Source organism: Bacteroides sp. AF25-38AC (genome assembly GCF_003602995.1).
GTDB lineage: Bacteria > Bacteroidota > Bacteroidia > Bacteroidales > Bacteroidaceae > Bacteroides > Bacteroides uniformis.
The window spans coordinates 114285-140217 of sequence record NZ_QTMD01000010.1; the positions used below are offsets into that span (position 1 = coordinate 114285).

Consider the following 25933-nt stretch of genomic DNA (forward strand, 5'->3'; position numbering starts at 1 on the left):
TTGTTGATTACAAATTACTTATTACAAATTATTTCTTTTCGTTTTCATTTTCGATGGCGGCCTTCACGAATGCTACGAACAGTGGGTGCGGATGCAATACCGTACTGCTGTATTCGGGATGGAACTGGGTACCGACAAACCACTTCAATGCGGGAATCTCAACAATTTCCACCAGGTCCGATTCGGGGTTTATACCCACACACTTCATGCCTGCTGCTTCGTAGGCATCCTTGAAGCTGTTGTTGAACTCGTAGCGGTGACGGTGACGTTCCTGGATATGCTCGGTACCATATGCCTCGTATGCCTTGCTGCCTTTCTGCAGAACACATTCGTAGGCACCCAGACGCATGGTTCCACCCATATTGGTGATGGACTTCTGCTCTTCCATGATGTCGATGACATTGTGTGGTGTCTTTTCGTCCATCTCGCGTGAGTTGGCATCGGCATAACCCAGTACGTTACGGGCAAATTCGATGGCGATACACTGCATACCCAGACAGATACCGAAGGTGGGGATGTCGTGCGTACGCGCATATTTGATGGCTACGAACTTGCCGGCAACGCCGCGTTCGCCGAAGCCTGGACCGATAAGTACGCCTGCCATGCCTTTCAGGGCTTCTGCCACATTCTCGTCAGTCAGCTTTTCACTGTTCACGAAGTCTACCGATACCTTGCGGTCATTGTAGGTTCCTGCTTGTGAAAGGGCCTCGCGGATGGACTTGTAGGCATCCTGCAAGTCATATTTGCCCACCAATGCGATGTGCAGCGGGGCAGTCTCTTCGGCTTTGTGACGGCGTTCGAGGAAAGCGCGCCACGGTCCCAGTCCCGGAGTGTCGCCGACGGGAAGTCCCATTTTCTTCAAAATGGTAACGTCCAGTCCCTGGCGCTGCATCAAGATGGGCACCTCGTAGATGGTAGGCGCGTCGATGCTCTGCACCACGGCATTTTCGTCCACATTGCAGAACAGAGCCACTTTCTTGCGCAGGGTGGTACTCAACTCATGTTCCGTACGCAGTACGAGGACATCGGGTTGGATACCGGCACTTTGCAGTTCCTTTACGGAGTGCTGGGTGGGCTTGGTCTTCAGCTCACCGGCAGCTGCCAGGTAGGGGACATAAGTAAGGTGTACGCACAAGGCGTCTTTTCCCAGTTCCCACTTCAGCTGACGGATGCTTTCCAGATAGGGCAGAGACTCGATGTCACCCACTGTACCGCCAATCTCGGTAATAACAAAGTCGAATTTGTATTTGTTTCCCAGCAGTTTTACATTACGCTTGATTTCGTCTGTAATATGGGGAATAACCTGGATGGTCTTTCCCAGATAGTCACCCCGGCGCTCTTTGTCGATGACGCTTTTGTAGATGCGTCCGGTCGTGATATTGTTGGCTTTGGTGGTCTGGATGCCCAGGAAGCGTTCGTAATGGCCCAAATCGAGGTCGGCTTCGTGGCCATCCACGGTAACGTAGCATTCGCCGTGTTCATAAGGGTTCAGTGTACCCGGGTCGATGTTGATATACGGGTCAAACTTCTGGATGGTTACCTTGTAACCTCTTGCTTGCAGCAATTTACCGATGGAGGATGAGATGATACCTTTACCTAATGAAGAGGCAACACCACCGGTGACGAAAATATACTTTGTTTCTCCCACAACTATATTATTTTATTAATTGTTTAATCTAATGCCAAGAGCCTATACGGCTTGTCGTTCAGGGTGCGCACTGCTCCCGTCAGTACACGTAGAACTTAAAAAGCGCAAAATTATAAAAAAAAGAGGAAGTAGAGAAAGTTTCGATGAAACAATTATTAAAAAATACGATTTCATCGAAGAAAGTCCTTCTTGCCTTTTTCTTATGGCTTTTCTATGTTTTCTAAACATTTTAAGCTAAATTTGCGCTCGAAACATAGACTTTAGGGCATTATGAAGAATAGACACATTGCATTTTGGTTAATTGCTACGATGATTTCTTCGTCGGTGATGGCACAGAATACGCTGGATACCGCCTCGAAGAACAGTGGACAGGAAACAACTGCCAAAGCCGACACCTTGCCGGATATAATGAAAGAATACATGATTCTGAAATTGAAACCGGAAGGTATGGGGTACAGGCTGGATACTGTTTCCATATTATATGAAAGGTATATCGGAGTGCTGGATTATTTGAATGACCCCACGACTCCGGAGCGTTATATACCTTCCAATCCGAACTACTATAGGTTGTTCCTTCCCCTTACCTATTATTATGCCCCCATGAGACGCCTTTCCAAGGTGGACTGGCATTTCCAGGTGCCTGATACGGTGCCTGCCCTGACGCGCGAGATGTTGCCGTTCGACACACTGAGTTTCACCTCAAAGGACCGAGCCAACAAACTGGTGGACCGTACGTTGCTGAACACGTATGTGAATTGTCCCAATCTGGTTGTAATGACCGAGAAGGAGGTGATGAAAGGGAAGATATTCAAGGATAATATAGAGAAGGAGGCTTCTTCCAAGCCGTCCGTCGTGAAACTGTTTGCACAAGAGAATATGGTGGGAGTGAAGGAGGAAGCCGACGTGATTATCCACAAGCCCAACTGGTGGGTGACGGGTGGAAACGGTTCATTGCAGATTACCCAGAACTATATCTCCGACAACTGGTACAAGGGAGGTGAGAGCACTAACGCCGTGCTTGCCAACCTGCAACTGTTTGCCAACTATAATGACCGTGAAAAGGTGCAGTGGGAAAATCTGCTCGATGCCAAGCTGGGCTTCAGCTCCGCACCTTCCGACGAGTTTCATAACTATCTGGTAAGTACCGACCAACTCCGGCTGTACAGTAAACTGGGTATTCAGGCTGCGTCCAAGTGGTATTATACCATCACGACTGAGTTTAAGACCCAGTTCTGCAATGGCTACAAGGCCAACAGTGAAGAGCTGGTTTCGGCTTTCTTTGCTCCGGCGGACTGGTCGAGCAGTATCGGTATGGACTACAAGTTGAAGAAGCAGAAATTCAGCTTGTCCGTTTTCATGGCTCCGCTGACGTACATGCTGCGCTATGTAGGAAATAAGGGGGTGAATGAAGTGAGTTTCGGTCTTGATGAGGGCAAATGCGTGAAGCATAACTTCGGTTCGCAGATACAGCCTACACTTTCATGGACCATCATTCCTTCCATCACGCTGGATTCCCGCTTGGACTTCCAGACCAGTTATGAGTGGACACGTATTGAATGGGAAAACACGGTGAACTTTGTGCTGAACCGCTATCTTTCCACCAAGCTCTATGTGCACGCCCGCTATGACGACAGTGCCAAGCCGACGGAAGGGGACAGCTATTTTCAGGTAAAAGAATTGCTCAGTTTCGGTATCAATTATAAATGGTAAATAAACAAATGGTCTGTTCGGAGTGAACAGATTATCTGTTTTGGTTAGTCAGACGGTCTGTTTTTCCTTGACAGACCGTCTGTTTTTTGTCTTTTTGTAGTCTGTGGCAGGTGAAAAAACATAAAAACATAGAAAAAGCACGTTTACGAACACAGAAAATGCATAGGAAAGGTTTGCAGTTCACAAATAATGCGTAAATTTGCCGTGATTTGTAATGCACACTTTGCAAAATGGCGAATACTATAAAACATCAAGGTATTGTGGAAAACATAAACGGTTCTCATCTCCAAGTGAGAATCATCCAGACTTCAGCGTGCGCTTCGTGTAGTGTCAAGGGGCATTGTACCTCTGCGGATACGAAAGAGAAACTTGTCGATGTGGCCGATGCCAATGCCGCATCCTACCAGCCCGGTGACCGTGTATGGGTGACGGGCGAACTTTCAATGGGAGTGATGGCAGTTCTGTTTGCCTTTATATTTCCTTTCCTTATTCTGATAATTTCACTGTTTGTCTTTATGGCTATCTGGAATGACGAGCTGCGTTCTGCACTTTGTTCGCTGGCACTTCTTATACCTTATTATTATATATTGTGGCTGAACAAGTCGCGGATGGGTAAGAAGTTCTCATTCTCCGTACGACCGATGAACTAACTAATAATAAAACAAATAATTAATAAACAACTAATTTATGAATGTAATTCTGATTGCAGTGATTTCATTGGGAGTTATAGCGCTGGTATCGGCCGCTATTCTTTACGTGGCTTCCAAGAAATTCGCCGTGTATGAAGATCCGCGGATTGCCCAGGTAGCAGAGGTGCTTCCCCAGGCAAATTGCGGTGGATGTGGTTACCCCGGTTGTAGCGGATTTGCAGATGCTTGCGTAAAGGCAGGTTCGCTGGATGGTAAACTTTGTCCGGTGGGTGGACAGCCCGTCATGACAAAGATTGCCGAGATTCTGGGCTTGGATGCCGCTGCTGCCGAACCTATGGTTGCGGTGGTGAGATGTAATGGAACTTGTGCCAACCGTCCTCGTGTGAACCAATACGATGGCGCCAAGAGTTGTGCCATTGCGGCTTCTCTCTATGGTGGTGAAACGGGTTGTAGTTATGGCTGTCTGGGATGCGGCGACTGTGTGGCTGCCTGCCAGTTCGATGCTATCCACATGAATCCGGAGACCGGACTTCCCGAAGTGGATGAGGAAAAGTGTACGGCTTGTGGAGCTTGTGCCAAGGCTTGTCCGAAATCTATTATTGAAATCCGTCCTCAAGGCAAGAAATCACGTCGTATTTACGTACAGTGTGTAAACAAGGACAAGGGGGCCGTAGCACGCAAGGCTTGTACCGTGGCATGTATCGGTTGCGGCAAGTGTGTGAAGGTTTGTCCGTTCGAGGCTATCACGCTGGAAAACAATCTGGCTTACATTGACCCCAATAAGTGTAAATCCTGTCGCAAGTGCGAGGAAGCTTGTCCGCAAAACACAATCATTGCCCTCAACTTCCCGCCGCGCAAACCGAAGGCTGACGATGCAGCTCCCCAAGTAAAGGTTGCAGCTCCTAATGCTGAGGTTGAGACTCCCAAAGCAGAGGTTTAGACTTCCCAAGTTGAGGTATGAATTAATAAAGTAAATAAACGACTAAAAATACAGAATTGTATGTTGAAGACATTTTCAATTGGTGGAGTCCATCCACACGAAAATAAACTTTCAGCACATCAGCCTATCATCAAGGCAGAGATTCCGGCCAAGGCCGCTATCTTGCTGGGACAGCACATCGGTGCTCCTGCCAAGCCTATCGTTGCCAAAGGTGATGTTGTGAAAGTGGGTACAAAGATTGCCGAGCCCGGCGGTTTTGTATCAGCAGCCATTCATTCGTCTGTCAGCGGGAAAGTCGCTAAGATTGACACGATTGTCGATGCCAGCGGTTACGCCAAGCCTGCTATATTCATTGACGTAGAAGGGGATGAATGGGAAGAATCCATTGACCGTTCCGAAACGTTGGTGAAGGAATGCAGTCTGACTTCCGAGGAAATCGTGAAGAAAATTGCCGATGCCGGTATCGTAGGTCTGGGCGGTGCATGCTTCCCTACGCAGGTCAAGTTGTGTCCTCCTCCTGCATTCAAGGCAGAGTGTGTCATCATCAACGCCGTAGAGTGCGAACCGTATCTGACTGCCGACCATCAGCTGATGCTGGAACATGCGGAAGAAATTATGGTAGGTGTATCCATTCTGATGAAAGCGGTAAAGGTGAACAAGGCGTTCATCGGCATTGAGAACAACAAGCCCGATGCCATCCAGCTGATGACGAAAGTCGCTTCCAGCTATGCAGGTATCGAGGTGGTACCCTTGAAGGTGCAATATCCGCAGGGTGGTGAAAAACAGTTGATTGATGCTGTCATCAGTCGCCAGGTTGCAGCCGGTGCGCTGCCTATCTCCACGGGAGCTGTGGTGCAGAATGTGGGTACCGCATTTGCCGTTTACCAGGCCGTACAGAAGAACAAACCTCTGTTTGAGCGTGTCATTACCGTGACTGGTAAGTCGTTGGCAAAGCCGTCCAATTTCCTGGCACGTATCGGTACGCCGATGAAGCAGCTGATTGAAGCTTGCGGCGGTCTGCCCGAAGATACGGGTAAGATTATCGGCGGTGGCCCGATGATGGGTAAAGCTCTGGTAAATACGGATGTACCGACAGCCAAAGGAAGCTCCGGTATTCTGATTATGAACGAGAAGGAAGCCAAGCGCGGCGAAGTACAGCCTTGTATCCGTTGTGCCAAGTGCGTGGGAGCCTGCCCGATGGGGTTGGAGCCGTATCTGCTGGCTACCGTTTCGGCCCACGGAGATTTTGAAAGAGTAGAGAAAGAAGACATTATGTCGTGTATAGAATGCGGTTCATGCCAGTTCACTTGTCCTTCCAACCGTCCGATGCTGGATTATATCCGCTTGGGTAAGGGTAAGGTAGGAGCGATGATCCGTGCACGTCAAGCTAAAAAATAACGAAGTATGAATAAATTAATCGTATCCCTTTCGCCCCACGTTCACGGCGGTGACAGCGTGAAGAAGAATATGTACGGTGTGCTTATCGCATTGATTCCGGCATTCCTTGTTTCGCTTTACTTTTTCGGACTGGGTGCGCTGATTGTTACGGCCACTTCCGTAGCAGCCTGCTTGTTCTTTGAATGGGCCATCGGCAAATTCCTCATGAAAAAAGAGACCACAACCATCACCGACGGCTCTGCCATCATTACCGGTGTGTTGCTGGCCTTTAACCTGCCTTCCAACCTGCCCATCTGGATTATCATCCTTGGTGCCTTGTTTGCCATCGGGGTAGGCAAGATGTCCTTCGGAGGTTTGGGTTGCAATCCCTTTAACCCTGCACTGGCAGGACGTGTATTCCTGTTGCTTTCATTCCCCGTGCAGATGACGACATGGCCGGCTGTAGGCCAGTTGACAGCCTATACGGATGCCACGACGGCTGCTACGCCGCTGGCTATTATGAAAGGTGTCATCAATGGTGCTCCGGGCATGTCCCTGAGCGACCTTCCGGGAGCTTTCGACCTTCTGATAGGTAATAATGGAGGATGTCTCGGTGAGGTGAGTGCCTTGGCGCTGCTGCTTGGTTTGTTCTACATGTTGTGGAAGAAAATCATCACCTGGCACATTCCGGTATCTATTCTGGTGACGGTATTCGTGTTCTCCGGTATCATGTATCTGGTCAATCCGGAACTTTATGTATCCCCGGTCGTACAGTTGTTGTCCGGTGGTCTGATGCTGGGTGCTGTCTTTATGGCTACGGACTACGTGACTTCTCCGATGAGCCACAAAGGTATGCTGATTTATGGTGTTTGCATCGGCCTACTGACTGTCATCATCCGTCTGTTCGGTGCATATCCGGAGGGTATGTCGTTTGCCATTCTGATTATGAATGCGTTCACTCCGCTCATCAACACCTATGTTAAACCTAAACGCTTTGGGGAGGTAGCGAAGAAGAAATGAAAAAGTTAGAATCATCCTTGAAGAATATGTTGCTGGTACTTACGGGCGTTACCGCAATCTCCGTAGCGTTGCTGGCTTATGTAAACGAATTGACGAAGGAGCCCATTGCGCAGGCCAATGCAAAGACCTTGAGCGATGCCGTAAGTGCGGTGGTTCCGGGCTTCGACAATGACCCCATCGCCGAGAAGAAGATGCAGGAAGTAAACGGAGTACAGTATTCTGTATATCCTGCCACCAAAGGCGGAGAATATATCGGAGCTGCTGTGGAAGCTGTTGCCATGGGTTTTGGCGGTGAGCTGAAAGTGTTGGTCGGTTTCGATGCTGAAGGCAAAATCATCGACTACTCCTTGTTGTCGCATGTGGAAACTCCGGGGTTGGGTTCCAAGGCTGCCGACTGGTTCAAGAAAGGCAATAAAGGTGACATCACCGGCATGAATCCGGGTGAAGCTGCATTGACAGTGAGCAAGGACGGTGGTAAAGTAGATGCCATTACAGCGTCTACCATCACCTCACGTGCTTTTTTGAATGCAGTGAATGCGGCTTATGCTGCCTATGCCGGTCAGGAAACTGCCGACGGCACTACCGGCGCTACTCAAAAGAATGTTGAACAACCTGCTGATTCCGCAGCTCCCGAAGCTGTGGATACACTCAGCGCTAAATGAGAAAGGAGTAGAAGATATGAATAATTTTAAAGTTATGATGAACGGGATTATCAAAGAGAATCCTACGTTTGTACTCCTGCTGGGTATGTGTCCTACACTGGGTACCACTTCCTCTGCCATTAACGGTATGGGTATGGGACTGGCTACAATGTTCGTGCTGATATGTTCCAATGTGGTGATTTCTGCCATCAAGAATCTGATTCCCGATATGGTGCGTATCCCTTCATTCATTGTAGTCATAGCATCATTTGTGACACTGTTGCAGATGATAATGCAAGCCTACGTTCCTGCATTGTACGCCACGCTGGGCTTGTTCATTCCGCTGATTGTTGTAAACTGTATCGTATTGGGACGTGCCGAGGCATTTGCTGCCAAAAACAATCCGGTGGCTTCCTTGTTCGACGGTCTGGGCATGGGCTTGGGCTTTACCATTGCACTGACATTACTGGGTGCCGTGCGTGAGTTCCTGGGAACCGGCAAGATATTCAACTTGAGTATCCTTCCTGAAGAATACGGCATGTTGGTATTTGTCCTTGCTCCGGGTGCATTCATCGCATTGGGCTATCTCATTGCTTTAATCAACAGTATGAAGAAGAATTAATAATGAAAAATTAAAAATGAAAAAATTGAGAACGTATCGGCGGTAGGCTGCCGGGCTTTTAATTTTTAGTTTTTAATTCTTAATTTAATGATTATGGAATATATATTGATATTTATCTCGGCAATCTTTGTAAACAACATCGTATTGTCGCAATTCTTGGGAATTTGCCCGTTCTTGGGAGTTTCCAAGAAAGTGGAGACTGCATTGGGCATGTCGGCAGCGGTGGCATTCGTGCTCACCATCGCCACTATCGTGACATTCCTTATTCAGAAGTATGTGCTCGACGCTTTTGATTTGGGCTATTTGCAGACTATTACCTTTATCCTGGTGATTGCCGCATTGGTGCAGATGGTAGAGATTATCCTGAAGAAAGTTTCTCCTTCTCTGTATCAAGCCTTGGGCGTGTTCCTGCCGTTGATTACTACCAACTGCTGTATTCTCGGTGTGGCTATCCTTGTTATCCAAAAAGATTATGATTTGCTGACGGGAGTGGTTTATGCATTCTCCACGGCACTTGGTTTCGGCTTGGCACTGACACTGTTTGCAGGCCTGCGCGAGCAAATGAGCCTGGTTAGTGTACCGAAAGGTATGCAGGGTACTCCGATAGCTTTGATTACTGCCGGACTGCTGGCAATGGCATTCATGGGCTTTTCGGGGGTTGTGAAGATTTAAAGAAGAAAAAACGGAAATAAAGTGGAAGGGGGATAAACTAAAATTTATCCCCCTTTTTCTGTTTTTATTAATTTATTTCCTTACATTTGTGGCGTATTGATAACCTAAAAGCTAAATTATCTATATTTAATATGAAAGGGAAAATCTTAGTTACGGGTGGAACCGGTTATATTGGTTCTCACACGGTGGTGGAACTTCAAAACGCAGGTTATGAAGTTGTTATTATTGATAATTTGTCAAACTCCAGCGCAGATGTTGTAGATAACATAGAGAAGGTATCGGGCATCCGCCCTGCATTCGAGGAATTGGATTGCTTGGATTATGCCGGTCTTGACGCTGTGTTTACCAAATATAAAGGCATTAAAGCCATCATTCACTTTGCGGCCAGCAAGGCTGTGGGTGAATCTGTCCAGAAACCGTTGCTTTACTATCGTAATAACCTGGTTTCACTGATAAACCTGCTGGAATTGATGCCGAAGCATGGAGTGGAAGGTATCGTATTCTCTTCTTCCTGCACAGTTTACGGCCAGCCGGACGAACTTCCGGTAACGGAAAAGGCACCTATTAAGAAAGCTGAGTCTCCGTATGGAAACACGAAGCAAATCAATGAAGAGATTGTACGTGATACGGTTGCTTCCGGTGCTCCGATAAACGCCATCTTGTTGCGTTACTTCAACCCGATAGGTGCACACCCCACAGCATTGCTGGGAGAGTTGCCTAACGGTGTACCGCAGAACTTGATTCCTTATCTTACCCAGACCGCTATCGGCATCCGTGAGAAACTGAGCGTGTTTGGTGACGATTATGATACTCCCGACGGTTCTTGTATCCGCGACTTCATCAATGTAGTCGATTTGGCCAAAGCACACGTAGTGGCTATCCGCCGTATCTTGGAGAACAAGCAGAAGGAAAAAGTGGAAGTATTCAATATCGGTACAGGTCGTGGACTTTCCGTATTGGAACTGATTAATGCTTTCGAAAAGGCTACCGGTGTAAAACTGAACTATCAGATAGTAGGGCGGCGTGCCGGTGATATTGAGAAGGTATGGGCAAACCCGGAATTGGCAAACAATGAACTGGGTTGGAAGGCAGAAACAAGTATTGAAGATACTTTACTTTCTGCATGGAAATGGCAGTTGAAGCTTCGTGAAAGAGGTATTCAATGACAAACTTTGAATTTGTGTTTTTTAACAAATAGGCAATAAACAAATGCCTCCCCGCATTTGTTTATAATGTGCAAATCAGCCTGAAGCTGTTTATGTATATGTGAATATCCGTAACTAGTACGTATGCCTCCCCGGCATAGACAGGTAAGATTGCATAGTAGTTTTGTCGTGTTTTATTTTGTGTTTGTGTTGTGAATAAGCCTTGTCGAGAGACAAGGCTTATTTTTTGTATATTATATACAGAACCTCTGTTGTCAATTCAGTGTTTTTTTCATAAGATGGGTGGGCAATTCCTTTTTCTTGCTAATTGTTAACTGACGTTATCATGTCTGTAACAATTTGTTCCAATTGTAGTATTAATCGTTCAAAATAGTCTTTTTTGTTCAAAAAATGCTATACACGGTAACAACTACATGCAAATTGTTTATACATTTGCGTTGTTGTTTATGTAACTATTGGGATGAACAAACCATAGCTGACAAACGTTAATAGGTACGAGTACATAGCTGATGAAAGACGCGACTTGGCTGACTTGTTAATGAGGATACACGCGACTTACAACTTAGTATTGGGAAAAATAATTAAGGAAATATAGAATAAAAAGATTGCTTATGTCACAGATTGTCGGACATATCTCACAGGTAATCGGGCCTGTAGTAGACGTCTATTTCGAAGGAACGGAGGCAGAAATGATGTTGCCGAGTATTCACGACGCACTGGAAATAAAAAGGTCGAACGGCAAAAGACTGATTGTAGAGGTACAGCAGCACATTGGTGAAAACACGGTGCGTACTGTTGCTATGGACAGTACGGACGGCCTGCAGAGAGGAATGACAGTGCATCCGCTGGGAGGCCCCATCACCATGCCGATAGGTACACAAATCAAAGGCCGCCTGATGAACGTAGTGGGCGACTCTATCGACGGCATGAAGGAGTTGGACCGTACAGGTGCTTATCCCATCCATCGCGACCCCCCTAAGTTTGAAGATTTGACTACCGTACAAGAGGTGCTTTATACAGGCATCAAGGTTATCGACTTGCTGGAACCATATAGCAAGGGCGGTAAAATCGGTCTGTTTGGTGGCGCCGGTGTAGGCAAGACGGTGCTTATCCAAGAGCTCATTAATAATATTGCGAAGAAGCAGCACGGCTTCTCTGTGTTTGCCGGTGTAGGAGAACGTACACGTGAAGGCAACGACCTGCTGAGAGAAATGATTGAATCCGGTGTTATCCGTTACGGAGAAGAATTCAAGAAAGGTATGGAGGAAGGCCATTGGGATTTGTCCAAAGTAGATTATGACGAAGTGGCCAAATCACAAGTGTCTTTGATATTCGGTCAGATGAACGAACCTCCCGGTGCGCGTCAGTCCGTGGCATTGTCTGGGTTGACGGTGGCCGAGTCCTTCCGTGACATGGGAGCGGAGACGGACGGTCCGCGTGACATTCTGTTCTTCATTGATAATATCTTCCGTTTCACCCAAGCCGGTTCCGAGGTTTCGGCCTTGCTGGGCCGTATGCCTTCTGCCGTAGGCTATCAGCCGACACTGGCAACGGAAATGGGTGCCATGCAGGAGCGTATTACCTCTACAAGAAACGGCTCCATCACTTCCGTGCAGGCTGTATATGTGCCTGCCGATGACTTGACGGACCCGGCACCTGCCACAACGTTTACCCACCTCGATGCCACCACGGTGTTGAGTCGTAAGATTACTGAACTTGGTATTTATCCTGCTGTGGACCCGTTGGAATCTACTTCACGCATTCTCGACCCACACATCGTGGGGGTAGAACACTACGAAGTGGCACAACGTGTAAAACAAATATTGCAGCGCAACAAGGAATTGCAAGACATTATCTCCATCCTTGGTATGGAGGAACTCTCTGATGCCGACCGTACGTTGGTGAACCGTGCACGTCGTGTGCAGCGTTTCCTTTCACAGCCGTTTGCCGTTGCCGAGCAGTTTACGGGTGTCCCAGGTACAATGGTTTCCATTGAGGACACTATCAAAGGCTTCAAGATGATTCTTGACGGGGAGGTGGACTACCTGCCCGAACCTGCTTTCTTGAATGTGGGAACCATTGAAGAAGCCATTGAGAAGGGTAAGAAACTACTGGAGCAGGCAGGGGGAAAAACGATTAAAAATTAAAAGTCTGGGAGCTTTGATGATGAAAAAGTTGCATTTGAATATTGTTTCACCGGAGAAGGAACTCTTCAACGGGGAAGTGGAAAGTGTTACATTGCCGGGCACTATGGGCTCTTTTTCTATCCTGCCGCAGCATGCACCGATTGTATCATCGTTGGGAACGGGGAAATTGATTTACGCAACGGACGGTGAGGAACATGAGTTGGATATTCAAAGCGGATTCGTGGAGATGAGTAACGGAAGGGTTGCCGTCTGTATAGAACAGCAATAGGCTATTAAAAAATTAAAAATTAAAAAATAGAGGTTGTTGGCGTGACTATTACTAAGAGAAACTACTTATTGCATACAGCGCTCTTGACGGTATTGATAGGAATTGTAGGCGGTTGGGCGTATTTTTCGATAAATCCGCATCACTATTTCGGCGGTTATCCGCTGATTCCGCTTTTCTTCTTTGTTTTCGGAGTATTCATGATTAATATGACCGAAAGCTGCCGTCACCGGATGCCAGGACGAATGTTGCAGATTTATCTGCTGATGCGTGTGATGAGAATGCTGGTCTCCATGATTGTGATGCTGGTTTATTGCGTTGCAGTACGTGAGGAAGCCAGGGCGTTTTTGTTGACGTTTATAGCCAACTATCTGATATATTTGATTTATGATTCCTGGTTCTTCTTCACTTTTGAGGCGAATCGGAAACTGAAAAAGAAAAGTAACAATGAAAAGATTGCGTAACATACTGACTGTAATTCTGCTGGCACTGGGCATGTTGCTACCCGCCACGGTGCGGGCCGAGAATACGGTGGACGTGAAGGAGATTGTCTTCGGGCATATCGGCGATTCTTACGAATGGCACATCACGACGTGGGGCGAAACTCACGTTACGATTCCTTTGCCGGTAATAGTGCATAGCTCTACCACCGGATGGCATGCCTTTCTATCCTCACGTCTGGAGGAGAACGGTGGAAGTTATGAAGGCTTTTCCATCGCTCCCGCAGGAAGCAAGTACGAAGGCAAGCTGGTGGAGTATGATGCCACCGGAAACGAAATACGCCCGTTGGACATCTCCATCACGAAGGTGACACTGGCTTTGCTCATCAACAGCGCATTGCTGCTTCTCATCATTTTGAGTGTGGCGCACTGGTATCGCAAGCACCCGCAGGGAAGTGCCGCTCCCGGTGGTTTCATCGGGTTTATGGAGATGTTTATCATGATGGTGAACGATGATATTATAAAGAGCTGTGTCGGTCCGAAGTACCGTAAATTCGCACCTTACTTGCTGACGGCCTTCTTCTTTATTTTCATCAACAACATTATGGGGCTGATTCCTTTCTTTCCCGGAGGGGCCAACGTGACGGGAAATATAGCCATTACGATGGTATTGGCCATCTGTACTTTCTTGGCCGTGAATATCTTTGGAACCAAGACTTATTGGAAAGATATCTTTTGGCCGGATGTGCCCTGGTGGCTGAAGGTACCGGTCCCCATGATGCCGTTTATCGAGTTCTTCGGTATTTTCACCAAACCGTTTGCTTTGATGATACGTCTTTTTGCCAATATGCTGGCAGGGCACATGGCAATGCTGGTGCTTACCTGCCTGATATTCATCTCGGCCAGTATGGGACCTGCTTTGAACGGAACGCTGACCGTGGCATCGGTGTTGTTCAATATCTTTATGAATGCACTTGAGTTGTTGGTTGCCTTTATCCAGGCATATGTGTTCACCATGCTGTCAGCCGTGTTCATCGGTCTGGCGCAGGAAGAGCATAAGGAGAAGGCGGTGAAGTGATACGATTATTGGGAATATAAATATTAATAAAAATAACCATTTAAAAACTGAAAGTTATGTTACTATCTGTATTATTGCAAGCTGCTGCGGCAGGTGTGGGAGTTAGTAAACTGGGTGCAGCCATTGGTGCTGGTTTGGCTGTTATTGGTGCTGGTGTAGGTATTGGTAAAATCGGCGGTTCTGCTATGGAGGCCATTGCCCGCCAGCCGGAAGCATCCGGAGATATCCGTATGAACATGATTATTGCCGCTGCCTTGATTGAAGGTGTTGCTTTGTTGGCAGTAGTTGTGTGTTTATTGGTATTCTTTTTATAATGTACAATCTACCATTTGCCATTTACAATTTGTCCGTGCAGCATCACCGCGCAGCCAAATTGTAAATCGTAAATTGTCAAATAGTAAATAAAATTATGTCATTGTTATTACCCGATAGTGGTCTGCTGTTCTGGATGCTCCTTTCATTCGGTGTGGTGTTTGTGGTGCTTGCCAAGTACGGTTTTCCCGTTATCACCAAGATGGTGGAAGGTCGCAAGACCTACATCGACCAGTCTTTGGAAGTGGCACGCGAAGCAAATGCCCAGCTCTCCAAACTGAAAGAGGAGAGTGAAGCGTTGATTGCTGCTGCCAACAAAGAACAAGGACGTATTCTGCGGGAGGCGATGCATGAGCGTGACAAGATTATCGTCGAAGCACGCAAGCAGGCGGAAGCCGCCGCGCAGAAGGAGCTGGACGAAGTTAAAAAGCAGATACAGCAAGAGAAGGAAGAGGCCATCCGCGATATTCGCCGCCAGGTGGCAGTCTTGTCCGTAGATATAGCCGAGAAAATTATCCGCAAGAATCTGGACGAGAAACATGAGCAGATGGAGATGATAGACCGGATGCTGGATGAAGTGCTGGCCGCAAGTAAAAACAATTAATTCTCAAAGAAATGGATATAGGAATCGTTTCGATGCGTTATGCGAAAGCATTGATGGAATATGCCAAGAGCATGGGGGCAGAAGATACTCTGTACAAGGAGTTTTGTATGCTCGACCGTAGCTTCAGGAAACATCCGGATTTGCGCATGGCATTGGAAAACCCCATCCTGACGATACGTGAGAAGTTAACACTTATCTGTACCGCTGCTGTGGGGGATGCTCCTGCGGGCCGTGAGTTTGCGCGTTTCATGACCCTGGTGTTGAAGAACCGGCGGGAAAACTTTCTCCAGTACATCTGCCTGAGTTTTCTGGATTTGTACCGGAAAGACAAGCATATCGGTGTAGGAAAGCTGATAACAGCCGTTCCCGTCAGCCAGGAAGTGCGGGAGCGCATCCATGACAGTGCTTCCTCCCTGCTGCATGCCAGCATGGAGCTGCAGACTGAAGTGGATCCCTCCATTGAAGGTGGTTTTATCTTCGACATCAACGACTTCCGTCTGGATGCCAGTATTGCTACGCAGCTTAAGAAAGTGAAACAGCAGTTCATTGATAAGAATAGAAGAATCGTGTGATTTACGATTTGACAATTTACAATTTACTTATTTAATAGTCTTGTGATGCGTAAGTTGTAGAGGTCAAACAGTATATGATTCGGGTTCTTTCAAATAGTAAATAGTAAATTGTAAAATAGTAAATACTAAGATGTTGTCTGAAAATATAAAAGTAAGCGAAGTCTCCGATATTCTCCGCAAGCAACTGGAAGGGATTGACACCCGCGTACAGTTGGACGAGATTGGCACGGTACTGCAAGTCAGTGACGGTGTAGCCCGTATCTATGGGTTGCGCAATGCCGAAGCCAACGAGTTGTTGGAGTTCGACAACGGCATCAAGGCCATTGTGATGAACCTCGAAGAGGATAATGTGGGTGCTGTGTTGCTTGGCCCTACGGATAAAATCAAGGAAGGCTTCATTGTAAAGCGTACCAAGCGTATTGCTTCCATCATGGTGGGAGAGGGTATGCTGGGCCGTGTAATAGACCCTCTGGGTGCGCCGCTCGATGGCAAAGGACTGATAGGCGGAGAACTTTATGAAATGCCGCTGGAACGTAAGGCGCCGGGAGTTATCTTCCGTCAGCCGGTGAATCAGCCGCTACAGACCGGTCTGAAGGCTGTGGATGCCATGATACCTATCGGCCGTGGACAGCGTGAGCTGATTATCGGTGACCGCCAGACCGGTAAGACGGCCATTGCCATCGATACCATCATCAACCAGCGTGCCAATTTTGATGCTGGCGATCCGGTATACTGCATTTATGTAGCCATTGGCCAGAAAGGTTCTACCGTTGCCTCTATCGTGAATACCCTGCACCAGTACGGTGCGATGGACTATACCATTGTGGTGGCTGCTACGGCGGGAGACCCGGCTGCATTGCAGTATTACGCTCCCTTTGCAGGGGCTGCCATCGGAGAGTATTTCCGTGATACCGGCCGTCATGCGCTGGTGGTCTATGACGACTTGTCCAAGCAGGCGGTGGCCTATCGTGAAGTGTCTCTGATTCTGCGCCGTCCGTCAGGACGTGAGGCCTATCCGGGTGATATCTTCTATCTGCACTCCCGTTTGTTGGAACGTGCGGCGAAGATTATCAGCCAGGAGGAAGTGGCACGCGAGATGAACGACCTGCCGGACAGTCTGAAAGGCAAGGTGAAAGGTGGCGGTTCGCTGACTGCATTGCCCATTATCGAAACTCAGGCAGGAGACGTGTCTGCCTATATCCCAACGAATGTGATTTCAATCACTGACGGGCAGATATTCCTTGATACGAACCTCTTCAACCAGGGTAACCGTCCGGCCATTGACGTGGGTATCTCTGTGAGCCGTGTGGGTGGTAATGCCCAAGTCAAGGCTATGAAGAAGGTGGCAGGTACATTAAAGATTGACCAGGCACAGTACCGGGAGCTGGAAGCGTTTACCAAGTTCAGTGGCGATATGGACCCCGTGACGGCATTGACCATCGACAAGGGACAGAAGAATACACGCCTGCTGGTACAGCCCCAATACAGCCCGATGCCGGTAGAAAAGCAGATTGCCATTCTTTATTGCGGCACGCACGGCTTGTTGAGGAATGTTCCTTTGGACAAGGTCAGCGAGTTTGAACGCAACTTCCTTGAGTCTCTTGAGATGAACTATCGCATGGAGGTACTCGACGTTTTAAAGACGGGTGCCATCAATGACGATGTCTGCAAGAAGATTGAGGAGACGGCAGAGGCGGTTGCAAGGCAATTCATGTAAATAGTGATTAGCGTTTAGTGATAAGTGATTTTGTTGATATATCCGGCAATCCAACTACACCGTATATGCAATATAATCCCTAATCCCTAATCCTTAATCCTTAATCCTTAATTATCATGTCTTCACTGAAAGAGGTAAAAAATAGAATAAGCTCCGTCAAGAGTACACGCCAGATAACATCGGCTATGAAGATGGTGGCATCTGCCAAACTGCATAAGGCGCAGGGGCGGATTGAGAATATGCTGCCTTATCAACGGAAGCTGAATGAGATTCTGACGAACTTTCTGCGTACGGATGCTTCCTTCGAGTCGCCCTATACCGGGAAAAGACCCGTGACGAGGGTAGCGGTCGTGGCGTTTTCGTCCAATAGTTCCTTGTGCGGTGCATTCAACTCGAATGTGGCGAAGATGCTGGAACGGGCTTTGGAAGATTACCAGTCGCTGGGCAAGGAGAATATTCTGATATATCCCGTTGGGAGAAAGGTGGAGGAAGCCGTCAAGAAAATGGGATATGTGCCGCAAGGCAGCTACCAGGTGATGGCAGACAAGCCTTCGTACGTTGAAGCGTATGAGCTGGCAGAGAAGTTGATGCATGAGTTTGTGGAAAAGCAGATTGACCATGTGGAGCTGATTTACCATCACTTCAAATCGATGGGTTCGCAGGTGCTGCTCCGCGAGAATTATCTGCCCATTGACCTGACGCAAGTAGCGCAGGAGGCGGCAGAAGATGTACCGGAGGATGCCCGCAGTTTTAATAATGATTACATTGTGGAACCTTCCGTCGGCGAACTGATAGCGGAACTTCTGCCAAAAGTGTTGAGTCAGAAGATATTTACCGTGCTTCTCGATTCCAATACTTCGGAACATGCTGCCCGTATGCTTGCCATGCAGACGGCGACAGATAATGCCAACGAGTTGATTCAAGATTTGACGAAACAGTATAACAAGAGCCGTCAGCAGGCCATTACGAATGAGCTGCTCGATATTATCGGCGGTAGCTTGAAATAGCCCGGATCGCCCCGTAAAGGGCTTGTTCAGGCTGGGTACAAATAAATGGAATAATAGGACAAGGATAACGAAATAAGCGTTATCTTTGTCCTATTATCATATATGGCTACTGATGAAATCCGTATCATTCTGAGAGAGAGCGGATTGGTTGAATAATAAACATATCAATGGAGAATAATCCCGAAATAGCGCTTGCATGGCAATTCATTGAAAACACAGGCACTCATCTTTTTTTGACCGGCAAGGCAGGTACCGGTAAGACAACTTTCCTGCGAAAACTGAGGGCGGAGAGTCCGAAACGGATGATTGTACTTGCACCGACGGGAATTGCCGCTATCAATGCAGGCGGTGTCACCATCCACTCCTTTTTCCAAGTACCTTTTGCTCCTTATGTGCCCGAAAGCTCATTCAGCGCAGATGGCAAGGCAACCTACCGTTTTCGTTACGGGAAAGAGAAAATCAACATTATACGCAGCATAGATTTATTGGTCATCGATGAAATCAGTATGGTCCGTGCCGACTTGCTCGATTCGGTGGATGCCGTCTTGAGGCGGTTCCGCGACCGGAACAAACCCTTTGGCGGCGTGCAACTGCTGATGATTGGCGACTTACAGCAGCTGTCTCCCGTAGTGAAAGACGATGAGTGGCAGATGCTGCGCAAATACTATGACACGCCTTATTTCTTCTCCAGCCAGGCCTTGAAGCAGACGGAATATTGCACCATAGAACTAAAGAAAGTCTATCGGCAGAACGATGGGACTTTTCTTGAATTACTGAACCGCATTCGCGAAAACCGTTGTGACGGGCAAGTGCTGGAAGCCTTGAACCGCCGGTATATTCCCAATTTCGTACCAGATAAAGAAGAAGGATACATCCGCCTGGTGACCCACAATTATCAGGCCCAACGGATTAATGACCATGAGCTGGAACAACTTCCGGGACGCTCGTATGCCTTTCGTGCCAAGATTGACGGAAAGTTTCCCGAATATTCCTATCCCACGGATGAAGTACTGGAACTGAAACGCGGTGCCCAGGTAATGTTTGTGAAGAACGACACCTCCGGTGAGCACCGTTACTACAATGGCATGATTGGAGAGGTGACAGCCGTGTCGGCAGATGGAATTGAAGTGCGCAGTAAGGGAAGCGACGCTACCTTCTTACTTCAGGAGGAAGAGTGGACGAATGCCAAATACGTGCTTGATGAGGAAACCAAGGAGATTACAGAAGATATTGAAGGAACATTCCGGCAATATCCGCTGAAGCTGGCGTGGGCGATTACCATTCACAAAAGCCAGGGACTGACGTTTGAACGTGCCGTGATTGATGCCGGTGCCTCCTTTGCGCATGGGCAGACCTATGTGGCTCTGAGCCGCTGCAAGACATTGGAGGGAGTGGTGCTCAGTGCCCCGCTTTCTGCAAAGGCCGTTATCAGTGACCATGCAGTAGATACCTTCACGATGGAGGCACGGAGAAACGAGCCGGACGAGAAACGCTTCCGTTCCTTGCAGCAGACCTATTTCCTGGAACTGCTGTCGGGCTTGTTCGATTTCCAGCCCATGGAGCAGGCTTTGCGGCGGTATGTGCGGCTGATAGACGAACACTTGTACAAGCTCTTTCCCAAGCAACTCGCAGCCTGCAAGGAGGAAATGGAACGTTTTCACGACAAAGTGACGAAAGTAGCCCAGAAGTTCAGTATCCAGTATACCCGCCTGATTGATACTGCGCAGGACTATGCAGCCGACCCGACTTTGCAGGGGCGCATACACTCTGCCGCCACTTATTTTCAAGAGCAGTTGCAACCGCTGGATGCGGTGATGGCGAGTACGGTAACTTCTGATAATAAAGAGTTGAAGAAGAAGCTCCGGGATGCCATGGAGGAACTGGAGGAAGTGTTTGACATGAAGACTGATTTGCTGGATTATGTGCTGGAGAATGGTTTCCATATGGCAGGATACTTGAAGCAGAAAGCACTGCTTTCCATTGATGATTCGGCTTCGCAGAAGGGTAAAGGCAAAGGGAGAAGTGCTTCTGCCAAAGAAGGGCAGGGAAGCAGTAAGCAGGCTGATAAAGAGAAACGTCCGCGTGAGCGGAAACGCGATGCTGCGGCTGTTGAAGTACCCACGGATGTGCTGCATCCGGAACTTTACAACCGCTTGGTAGCATGGCGCAATGCAGAAGCTTCCGCATTAGGGCTGCCCGTATACACCGTCATTCAGCAGAAGGCAATTCTAGGCATCAGCAATCTGCTTCCTTCGGATAAGGCCATGCTTGTACGCATTCCGTATTTCGGAAAAAAAGGGGTGGAGAAATATGGAGATGTGATTCTGGAGATGGTACGTGTGTATCGCAAAGAGAAAGGACTGGCAGAGCCGGAGTTGCTGTAGTCGAATCTCCTGCCATCCGCACCTGCATTATTTACCATCCGAACATCAGCTTTATTCCTTCCTCCAGCGTATACGGTTGATACCCCAGTTCCCGGTGTGCCTTTTCTATACTCAGCCCGCTGAAACGGGGACGTGGTGTCTTTTCGTTCATTTCCTTCGTGGTGACGGGACGGATGAGCGAGCGATTCAGCCCCAATACGTCCGCTACCCGATAAGCGATGTCTGCAATGGTCAGGCACTCGCTGCCACAGAGATGATAGATACCGTTTTGCGGATGACTTATCAGCTTCTCCACTCCTTGCGACACGTCTCCCACGAAGGTGGGCGTACGCCATTGGTCGGATACGACGAACACTTCCTCATTGTTCCTTAATCTGTTTGCCACCAGTTGGAGCACATTTCCATGCTGTCCGGGCAGGGCGGCACCGTACACCACCACTACGCGCACGATGGCATAATCCCTGCAAACGGCAGCGATACGTTTCTCACCTTCCAGTTTGGTGTAGCCGTAATAATTAACGGGAGCGGGAATATCCTCCTCCGTATAGGGTCGGTCCGTATCACCACCGAAAACGAAGTCGGTGGAAAGATGGATAAAACGGCTGCCTCCCGCCTCACAGCATTCTGCCAGATGCTCCACGGCAGTAATGTTGACGGCATCCGCTTCTGCATGGTGCGTTTCGCAATAATCGGGGACGGAGAGGGCGGAGGTATTGATTACAACATCCGGCTGTACTTCCTGGAAAAGCTTTTTCACCGCCTGGCGGTTGCATATATCCGTACGGATAAAGCGATAGTCGCCCGAATGGGGACAGATGTCGTCGTGCAGGGAACAGCCCGTTGTCTGATAAAACACGTTGTGGGACAAATCATCCAGGATGCGTCTGCCGGTAAAACCGTTGGCGCCTATTACCAGTATTTTCTTTCTTGTCATTGATTCTGTTGTTAAGTGATGGGCATCAATAGGGCACGTGTCTGCCCTGCTGTACCTCGATGCGTATGCCAAAGGCTCCGTTGGCTGATTTCAGCTCGAACGCCCCTTTGAAATTGTTCTTTTCCCAAGGCAGTGCGGAAGGGTTGGGTACTTTCCAGCCGTCCTTGTCATATTCGCCGTACGTATGGATGCGCATGCCGTTCTTCAAAGTGAAACTTCCCATTTGCAGGTTGTCGGTAGAGCCCCAGAAGCCCGTCAGTCCGAAGGGATTCGAACTGAAATACCGGGAGTTGCTGAGTGAGAATATGTTCGAAAGACCTTGTGAATAAGTCACGTTCGGGTTCAACTGGAAGATGCGGCTATAGTCTTTGCTGGCATCCGGTATCTCCAAAGTGAATTTGGGAAGAGTGGGGGTGGACAGATTCATCAGCCCCATATCCAGCAGGAAGCCGTCGTAATTCTTCACGCCCGGCAGAAGCTCCTTTTCAGACGGAGACATGCCTTCGGGAGACGCTTCGCCACGTACTGCAGTACGTACCGTATCGGCAGGCATCTCGCTCTGTGCGCTGACGGATGACATGCCTGCAAGTAAAATGATGATGCAGAAGAAGATTCGTTTCATAGTTCTTTGTTCACAATTTCAGTTGCTGTCTGCCGCATAGGGGCAGACTGAACAAAGATACTCGTTTCCCTCTATTTCCGGAAATATCTTTGTATTATTTCTATTTCTTTATACGAATGGTAGGGGCGAAAATGGGCGAATTTACCCATTTCATTTTGGTGGGGTCGTATCTTCGTTCCATCCCTCCGTTGAGGTCGAGCCAGTCCGTCACTTTCAGTTCCAGTACCATGCCATAACCGCTTTGCGGATACATCGGGTTCATATATCCATGAAAGGAGTTACTTCTCCCGTAGCCCGAATACTGGCCGAAGGCATGCAGGCGCATGTAGGGATTGATGCGGTAGGATACGGAGGCATTGTAGCCTATGTCCCATTGAGTACCTCGGGGGGCATCCCTTTTGGCATACTGGGCACCGGTAATGGATGAAGGTTGGGAGATGGAATAGTGGGCGGCATATACCCCTCCGCTCAATTCCCAATGTCCGTCGGGACTGTAATAAGTGACTCCTGCGCCAGCCTGCATGATGGAGCCCATTGCAGGATAGGTGTTATGGCTGCCGTACATCGTCAGTACGACTTCCGGCGAGAGCAGGAAATCGGCGAAACGCTGGAAGTCCCATTCAAAGATGTTTTTCTGAAAGTGTATCTTCTTCATGTCCGTCCAGGGCAGGGGCTCCACATAGTCGGAGGGAGGGAGATGGAGATTTATCTCTTCCTGCTGTTCGCCTTGCAGACTTTGTTGGGGCTGGCTTTCATCAAGGCCCGTACGCTTGTTCTCTTTTGGAGAAAAGGGAATCTGCTCTTTCTTTACGGGAGGCCGGTTCTTTATTGTGTCTTCCGGAATCTCGCTCTGTGCATAGGCGCAGAGTGAGGAACAGATAAAAGTAATGAATAATAACTTTTTCATAAATAGTAGTTTAGTTTTAGTTTAGTTCACTATTAGTTTATATCCTATTCCCCGCACATTGACGATACGGATGCGCTCGTCTCCGGCCAGTTTATGCCGCAGTTTGGTGATGAACACATGCAGGCTGCGGGAGTTGAAGAAGCTGTCGTCTCCCCAGAGGTCGAGCAATACATTCTGGGTGTTGACCACCTGGTTACGGTTCTCGCAAAGACGTTTCAGTATCTCGGACTCGCGGTGGGAGAGTTCCACTTCCGTATCCGCGTTAGGTGAAGTCGGGGTGCCTGCAAAAGCAAGTCGTTGAGTGACGGAATTGAAACGGTAGTCACCGATTTCAAAAACGGTAGTTTCTTTGGGCTTTTCCTCTGTAAAGGAGAAAGCTTTGCCTACCAGGGCCTTTATGCGGATAATGAGTTCCTGCATTCCGAAAGGCTTTTTCAGGTAATCGTTGGCACCCAGCTCAAACCCTTCCACCACATCGTTGATGGCGGAGCGGGCGGTAAGGAACAGTACCGGGGTCTGTTTGTCGGTCTGCCGGATGCGGCGCACCATTTCAAAGCCGTCCATGCGGGGCATCATCACGTCTGCCACCAGCACGTCGGGGCGGAGGTCGAAGAACTTGCGCAATCCCTCTTCACCGTCTGCTGCGGTGTGGATGATGAAGTTCTGCCCTTCCAATGTGTCCTTGATAATCATGGCGAGGGTCTGTTCGTCCTCAACCAGAAGTACGGTTATCTTTTCCATAATTGTCGCTTTTGTTACAAGTAATGTAAAGCTCCTTAACAAGTAATGTAAAGTACCCTAACAAATAATGTTATCATATCCTTATCGTAAAGGTACTTCCTTTTCCCAACTCACTCTTTACCGATACGCTGCCACCATGCTTCTCTATCATGGTCTTCACATAGAACAATCCCAGCCCATAGCCTTTCACATCGTGCAGATTACCCGTGGGTACGCGGTAGAATTTGTCGAAGATGTGCTTCTGCTTCTCGGGAGCAATACCGATACCGTGGTCGCTGACGGAGATTTCGGTCTGTTCATTCTGCCCTTCGACGGTTACCTTGCGGCAATGGATGGCCACTTCGGCTTCTCCGTGCGAATATTTGATGGCGTTGTCTATCAGGTTGCTGATGATGTTGCTGAAATGCGTACGGTCGGCAAGTACGCTCAAATCTTCCGGTTCGATGTCCACCGATATGTGGACGGAGCTTTCCGCTTTCAGCTTGTGTTGTTCGATGAGCGTTTCCAGAATATCACGTATTGCAAACTCCTCCGGGTGCAGGCGGAAAGTCCTGCGGCGTTCCATACTCATGGAAAGTATCTGTTCAACCAGTCCACTGAGGCGCTGAAGCTGTTCCTGGCAGATACGCAGGTATTTGTCGCGTTGGGCCTTTTCCTCCGCTTGGTTGAAGTTGAGCAGAGCGTCGTTGGCGGCATATGCTACGGCGATGGGGGTTTTCAGTTCGTGGGTGATGTTGTTGGTGAAATCGCTCTTCATCTCTTCCAGTGTCTTCTGTTTCAGGATGGTGCGTATCAGGAACCAGAAGGAGAAAGCGAGTACGATCAGAATAACGAATGATGTGGTGAGAATGCCCGACATCTGTCGCAAGACCAACGTGCCGGCCGGTTCCATGATGAGACGGTAGCTTTGACTTGTATTGATGTCGAAAGAATAATTATATTCCACGGCTTTTGAGGTAGGCACATAGCCGGGGGTACCGATGTTTACCAATGTATCTATATAGAGAATGGTAGAGTCCCATTTGCTGCCTTTGTGAAGATGTAGCAGCCTATGGGGAAGATTGATGTTACGGTCATGCAGGAATGAAGTCAGCAGGCTGTCATAAAGCAGTACGTCGGGGTCGGAAATGATGTCCAGTCCCGAATGCAGTCCGCGCTGGAAGTAGGTGGCGAGTTCCAGCATACTGTTTTGGTCGCGCAAAATCACATCCAGTCCCCCTTTGGCACTCAATGCGGATTGGGGAGAGCTGTCTGAGTCCCTGACACTGACTTCCACGCGGGTTGAATCGTTCGGGTGGGTCACGTAAACACTGTCTCCTTTGGGCATGAAGGTTTCGTGCAGGGTGGTGTTGTCCAAAGAATCTTCACGGGAGATGGTGGTACTGCTACGGACAAATGATTTTCCGTCATCGCTGTATCCGGCTGATACGCTGACTTCACCGTGGTTTATGTCGTCCTGCTTCATTTTATCCACGCGTATCATCATTTCGTTATAGTCGCTCATGCGCATGGCTTCGGTGATGTCCCTTTCCATTTCACTGTGCATGGTATGGTAGAGCCCCGTCAGCCAGTAGGCTTGGTAGGCGAAGATGCCGGCCAGGGAGACGATGACAAGTATGGCAATATATTTGAATGGCAGTTTCATGTTTGTTTCCGGTTACTTTTATACATACAAAGGTAAGATTAATATTGTGAACCCTATCATCCGATAAGACTAAATAACACTCCCGATAACACTGGATAACACTTGGTAAGCC

Annotated in this window: 25 protein-coding genes; 19 read left to right on the top strand and 6 right to left on the bottom strand. The window is 48.3% G+C overall.

What is annotated here, in order from left to right:
- Positions 1 to 28 precede the first annotated feature (28 nt).
- Positions 29 to 1648, bottom strand: coding sequence for a CTP synthase (locus tag DWY55_RS09070; RefSeq protein ID WP_008663543.1), 1620 nt, complete (start codon positions 1646 to 1648; stop codon positions 29 to 31).
- A 270-nt stretch (positions 1649 to 1918) separates the two neighbouring features.
- Between DWY55_RS09070 and DWY55_RS09080 the strand changes: the two genes are divergently transcribed.
- From DWY55_RS09080 to DWY55_RS09170, 19 genes are all read left to right on the top strand, one after another.
- Positions 1919 to 3358 carry a DUF3078 domain-containing protein gene (locus tag DWY55_RS09080; protein WP_009038495.1) on the top strand — a complete coding sequence of 480 codons (1440 nt, stop codon included), beginning with the start codon at positions 1919 to 1921 and terminating at the stop codon, positions 3356 to 3358.
- A 230-nt stretch (positions 3359 to 3588) separates the two neighbouring features.
- Positions 3589 to 4008, top strand: coding sequence for a SoxR reducing system RseC family protein (locus tag DWY55_RS09085; RefSeq protein ID WP_005836985.1), 420 nt, complete (start codon positions 3589 to 3591; stop codon positions 4006 to 4008).
- A gap of 37 nt (positions 4009 to 4045) precedes the next feature.
- Positions 4046 to 4948: a Fe-S cluster domain-containing protein gene (locus DWY55_RS09090; RefSeq protein WP_117878096.1), complete on the top strand. Its 903-nt coding sequence runs from the start codon at positions 4046 to 4048 to the stop codon at positions 4946 to 4948.
- 60 nt (positions 4949 to 5008) lie between these two features.
- A complete protein-coding gene (gene rsxC, locus DWY55_RS09095) occupies positions 5009 to 6346 on the top strand; it encodes an electron transport complex subunit RsxC (protein WP_005829145.1) in 1338 nt (445 codons plus the stop codon).
- A 6-nt stretch (positions 6347 to 6352) separates the two neighbouring features.
- A complete protein-coding gene (locus tag DWY55_RS09100; RefSeq protein WP_005829143.1) occupies positions 6353 to 7345 on the top strand; it encodes an RnfABCDGE type electron transport complex subunit D in 993 nt (330 codons plus the stop codon).
- Complete coding sequence (locus DWY55_RS09105) at positions 7342 to 8007, top strand: RnfABCDGE type electron transport complex subunit G (protein WP_005829140.1); 666 nt, start codon at positions 7342 to 7344, stop codon at positions 8005 to 8007. Before DWY55_RS09100 ends, DWY55_RS09105 begins: the two co-directional genes overlap by 4 nt.
- Positions 8008 to 8023: 16 nt before the next feature.
- On the top strand, positions 8024 to 8608 hold the full coding sequence (rsxE, locus tag DWY55_RS09110; RefSeq protein ID WP_005829138.1) for an electron transport complex subunit RsxE: 585 nt from the start codon (positions 8024 to 8026) through the stop codon (positions 8606 to 8608).
- Positions 8609 to 8701: 93 nt separating this feature from the next.
- Positions 8702 to 9280: an electron transport complex subunit RsxA gene (rsxA, locus tag DWY55_RS09115; RefSeq protein WP_008663551.1), complete on the top strand. Its 579-nt coding sequence runs from the start codon at positions 8702 to 8704 to the stop codon at positions 9278 to 9280.
- Between the two features lie 131 nt (positions 9281 to 9411).
- Complete coding sequence (gene galE, locus DWY55_RS09120; RefSeq protein WP_005836990.1) at positions 9412 to 10446, top strand: UDP-glucose 4-epimerase GalE; 1035 nt, start codon at positions 9412 to 9414, stop codon at positions 10444 to 10446.
- Positions 10447 to 11057: 611 nt separating this feature from the next.
- Positions 11058 to 12593, top strand: a complete 1536-nt coding sequence (gene atpD / locus DWY55_RS09125; RefSeq protein WP_005829130.1) for a F0F1 ATP synthase subunit beta — start codon at positions 11058 to 11060, stop codon at positions 12591 to 12593.
- Positions 12594 to 12612: 19 nt separating this feature from the next.
- The gene (atpC, locus tag DWY55_RS09130; RefSeq protein WP_034523421.1) at positions 12613 to 12861 is read left to right on the top strand and encodes an ATP synthase F1 subunit epsilon; all 249 of its coding nucleotides are present in this window, start codon (positions 12613 to 12615) and stop codon (positions 12859 to 12861) included.
- Between the two features lie 41 nt (positions 12862 to 12902).
- A complete protein-coding gene (locus tag DWY55_RS09135) occupies positions 12903 to 13322 on the top strand; it encodes a hypothetical protein (RefSeq protein WP_005829126.1) in 420 nt (139 codons plus the stop codon).
- Complete coding sequence (gene atpB / locus DWY55_RS09140) at positions 13306 to 14376, top strand: F0F1 ATP synthase subunit A (protein ID WP_009038492.1); 1071 nt, start codon at positions 13306 to 13308, stop codon at positions 14374 to 14376. The genes DWY55_RS09135 and atpB overlap by 17 nt, the downstream gene beginning before the upstream one ends.
- Positions 14377 to 14432: 56 nt before the next feature.
- The gene (atpE, locus tag DWY55_RS09145) at positions 14433 to 14690 is read left to right on the top strand and encodes an ATP synthase F0 subunit C (protein ID WP_005829122.1); all 258 of its coding nucleotides are present in this window, start codon (positions 14433 to 14435) and stop codon (positions 14688 to 14690) included.
- A gap of 95 nt (positions 14691 to 14785) precedes the next feature.
- Positions 14786 to 15292, top strand: a complete 507-nt coding sequence (gene atpF / locus DWY55_RS09150; RefSeq protein ID WP_005836994.1) for a F0F1 ATP synthase subunit B — start codon at positions 14786 to 14788, stop codon at positions 15290 to 15292.
- 11 nt (positions 15293 to 15303) lie between these two features.
- Positions 15304 to 15864 carry a F0F1 ATP synthase subunit delta gene (locus tag DWY55_RS09155; protein WP_005829118.1) on the top strand — a complete coding sequence of 187 codons (561 nt, stop codon included), beginning with the start codon at positions 15304 to 15306 and terminating at the stop codon, positions 15862 to 15864.
- Between the two features lie 133 nt (positions 15865 to 15997).
- On the top strand, positions 15998 to 17581 hold the full coding sequence (gene atpA, locus DWY55_RS09160) for a F0F1 ATP synthase subunit alpha (protein ID WP_085929908.1): 1584 nt from the start codon (positions 15998 to 16000) through the stop codon (positions 17579 to 17581).
- A 116-nt stretch (positions 17582 to 17697) separates the two neighbouring features.
- The gene (locus tag DWY55_RS09165; protein ID WP_120178064.1) at positions 17698 to 18588 is read left to right on the top strand and encodes a F0F1 ATP synthase subunit gamma; all 891 of its coding nucleotides are present in this window, start codon (positions 17698 to 17700) and stop codon (positions 18586 to 18588) included.
- Between the two features lie 167 nt (positions 18589 to 18755).
- Positions 18756 to 20972 (top strand): AAA family ATPase, encoded by a 2217-nt coding sequence (locus tag DWY55_RS09170; RefSeq protein ID WP_057252424.1) that lies wholly within the window; start codon positions 18756 to 18758, stop codon positions 20970 to 20972.
- 31 nt (positions 20973 to 21003) lie between these two features.
- Here DWY55_RS09170 and DWY55_RS09175 read toward each other — a convergent pair whose 3' ends face one another.
- From DWY55_RS09175 to DWY55_RS09195, 5 genes are all read right to left on the bottom strand, one after another.
- The gene (locus DWY55_RS09175) at positions 21004 to 21906 is read right to left on the bottom strand and encodes an SDR family oxidoreductase (protein WP_008663562.1); all 903 of its coding nucleotides are present in this window, start codon (positions 21904 to 21906) and stop codon (positions 21004 to 21006) included.
- 25 nt (positions 21907 to 21931) lie between these two features.
- Positions 21932 to 22528 (bottom strand): hypothetical protein, encoded by a 597-nt coding sequence (locus DWY55_RS09180; RefSeq protein ID WP_005829107.1) that lies wholly within the window; start codon positions 22526 to 22528, stop codon positions 21932 to 21934.
- Positions 22529 to 22628: 100 nt separating this feature from the next.
- Positions 22629 to 23435, bottom strand: a complete 807-nt coding sequence (locus tag DWY55_RS09185) for a hypothetical protein (protein ID WP_008663564.1) — start codon at positions 23433 to 23435, stop codon at positions 22629 to 22631.
- Between the two features lie 21 nt (positions 23436 to 23456).
- Positions 23457 to 24176 carry a response regulator transcription factor gene (locus DWY55_RS09190; protein ID WP_035448477.1) on the bottom strand — a complete coding sequence of 240 codons (720 nt, stop codon included), beginning with the start codon at positions 24174 to 24176 and terminating at the stop codon, positions 23457 to 23459.
- A gap of 73 nt (positions 24177 to 24249) precedes the next feature.
- The gene (locus DWY55_RS09195) at positions 24250 to 25821 is read right to left on the bottom strand and encodes a sensor histidine kinase (protein ID WP_120027439.1); all 1572 of its coding nucleotides are present in this window, start codon (positions 25819 to 25821) and stop codon (positions 24250 to 24252) included.
- Positions 25822 to 25933: the final 112 nt, after the last annotated feature.

Coding starts and splice junctions, on each gene's coding strand:
- atpD (WP_005829130.1), top strand. CDS start 11,058: ATGTCACAGATTGTCGGACATATCTCACAGGTAATCGGGCCTGTAGTA.
- DWY55_RS09155 (WP_005829118.1), top strand. CDS start 15,304: ATGGATATAGGAATCGTTTCGATGCGTTATGCGAAAGCATTGATGGAA.
- DWY55_RS09165 (WP_120178064.1), top strand. CDS start 17,698: ATGTCTTCACTGAAAGAGGTAAAAAATAGAATAAGCTCCGTCAAGAGT.
- DWY55_RS09175 (WP_008663562.1), bottom strand. CDS start 21,906: ATGACAAGAAAGAAAATACTGGTAATAGGCGCCAACGGTTTTACCGGC.
- DWY55_RS09100 (WP_005829143.1), top strand. CDS start 6,353: ATGAATAAATTAATCGTATCCCTTTCGCCCCACGTTCACGGCGGTGAC.
- galE (WP_005836990.1), top strand. CDS start 9,412: ATGAAAGGGAAAATCTTAGTTACGGGTGGAACCGGTTATATTGGTTCT.
- DWY55_RS09195 (WP_120027439.1), bottom strand. CDS start 25,821: ATGAAACTGCCATTCAAATATATTGCCATACTTGTCATCGTCTCCCTG.
- DWY55_RS09185 (WP_008663564.1), bottom strand. CDS start 23,435: ATGAAAAAGTTATTATTCATTACTTTTATCTGTTCCTCACTCTGCGCC.
- rsxC (WP_005829145.1), top strand. CDS start 5,009: ATGTTGAAGACATTTTCAATTGGTGGAGTCCATCCACACGAAAATAAA.
- DWY55_RS09170 (WP_057252424.1), top strand. CDS start 18,756: ATGGAGAATAATCCCGAAATAGCGCTTGCATGGCAATTCATTGAAAAC.
- atpE (WP_005829122.1), top strand. CDS start 14,433: ATGTTACTATCTGTATTATTGCAAGCTGCTGCGGCAGGTGTGGGAGTT.
- DWY55_RS09080 (WP_009038495.1), top strand. CDS start 1,919: ATGAAGAATAGACACATTGCATTTTGGTTAATTGCTACGATGATTTCT.
- atpB (WP_009038492.1), top strand. CDS start 13,306: ATGAAAAGATTGCGTAACATACTGACTGTAATTCTGCTGGCACTGGGC.
- atpF (WP_005836994.1), top strand. CDS start 14,786: ATGTCATTGTTATTACCCGATAGTGGTCTGCTGTTCTGGATGCTCCTT.
- DWY55_RS09190 (WP_035448477.1), bottom strand. CDS start 24,176: ATGGAAAAGATAACCGTACTTCTGGTTGAGGACGAACAGACCCTCGCC.
- DWY55_RS09085 (WP_005836985.1), top strand. CDS start 3,589: ATGGCGAATACTATAAAACATCAAGGTATTGTGGAAAACATAAACGGT.
- DWY55_RS09090 (WP_117878096.1), top strand. CDS start 4,046: ATGAATGTAATTCTGATTGCAGTGATTTCATTGGGAGTTATAGCGCTG.
- DWY55_RS09105 (WP_005829140.1), top strand. CDS start 7,342: ATGAAAAAGTTAGAATCATCCTTGAAGAATATGTTGCTGGTACTTACG.
- atpC (WP_034523421.1), top strand. CDS start 12,613: ATGAAAAAGTTGCATTTGAATATTGTTTCACCGGAGAAGGAACTCTTC.
- DWY55_RS09180 (WP_005829107.1), bottom strand. CDS start 22,528: ATGAAACGAATCTTCTTCTGCATCATCATTTTACTTGCAGGCATGTCA.
- rsxA (WP_008663551.1), top strand. CDS start 8,702: ATGGAATATATATTGATATTTATCTCGGCAATCTTTGTAAACAACATC.
- rsxE (WP_005829138.1), top strand. CDS start 8,024: ATGAATAATTTTAAAGTTATGATGAACGGGATTATCAAAGAGAATCCT.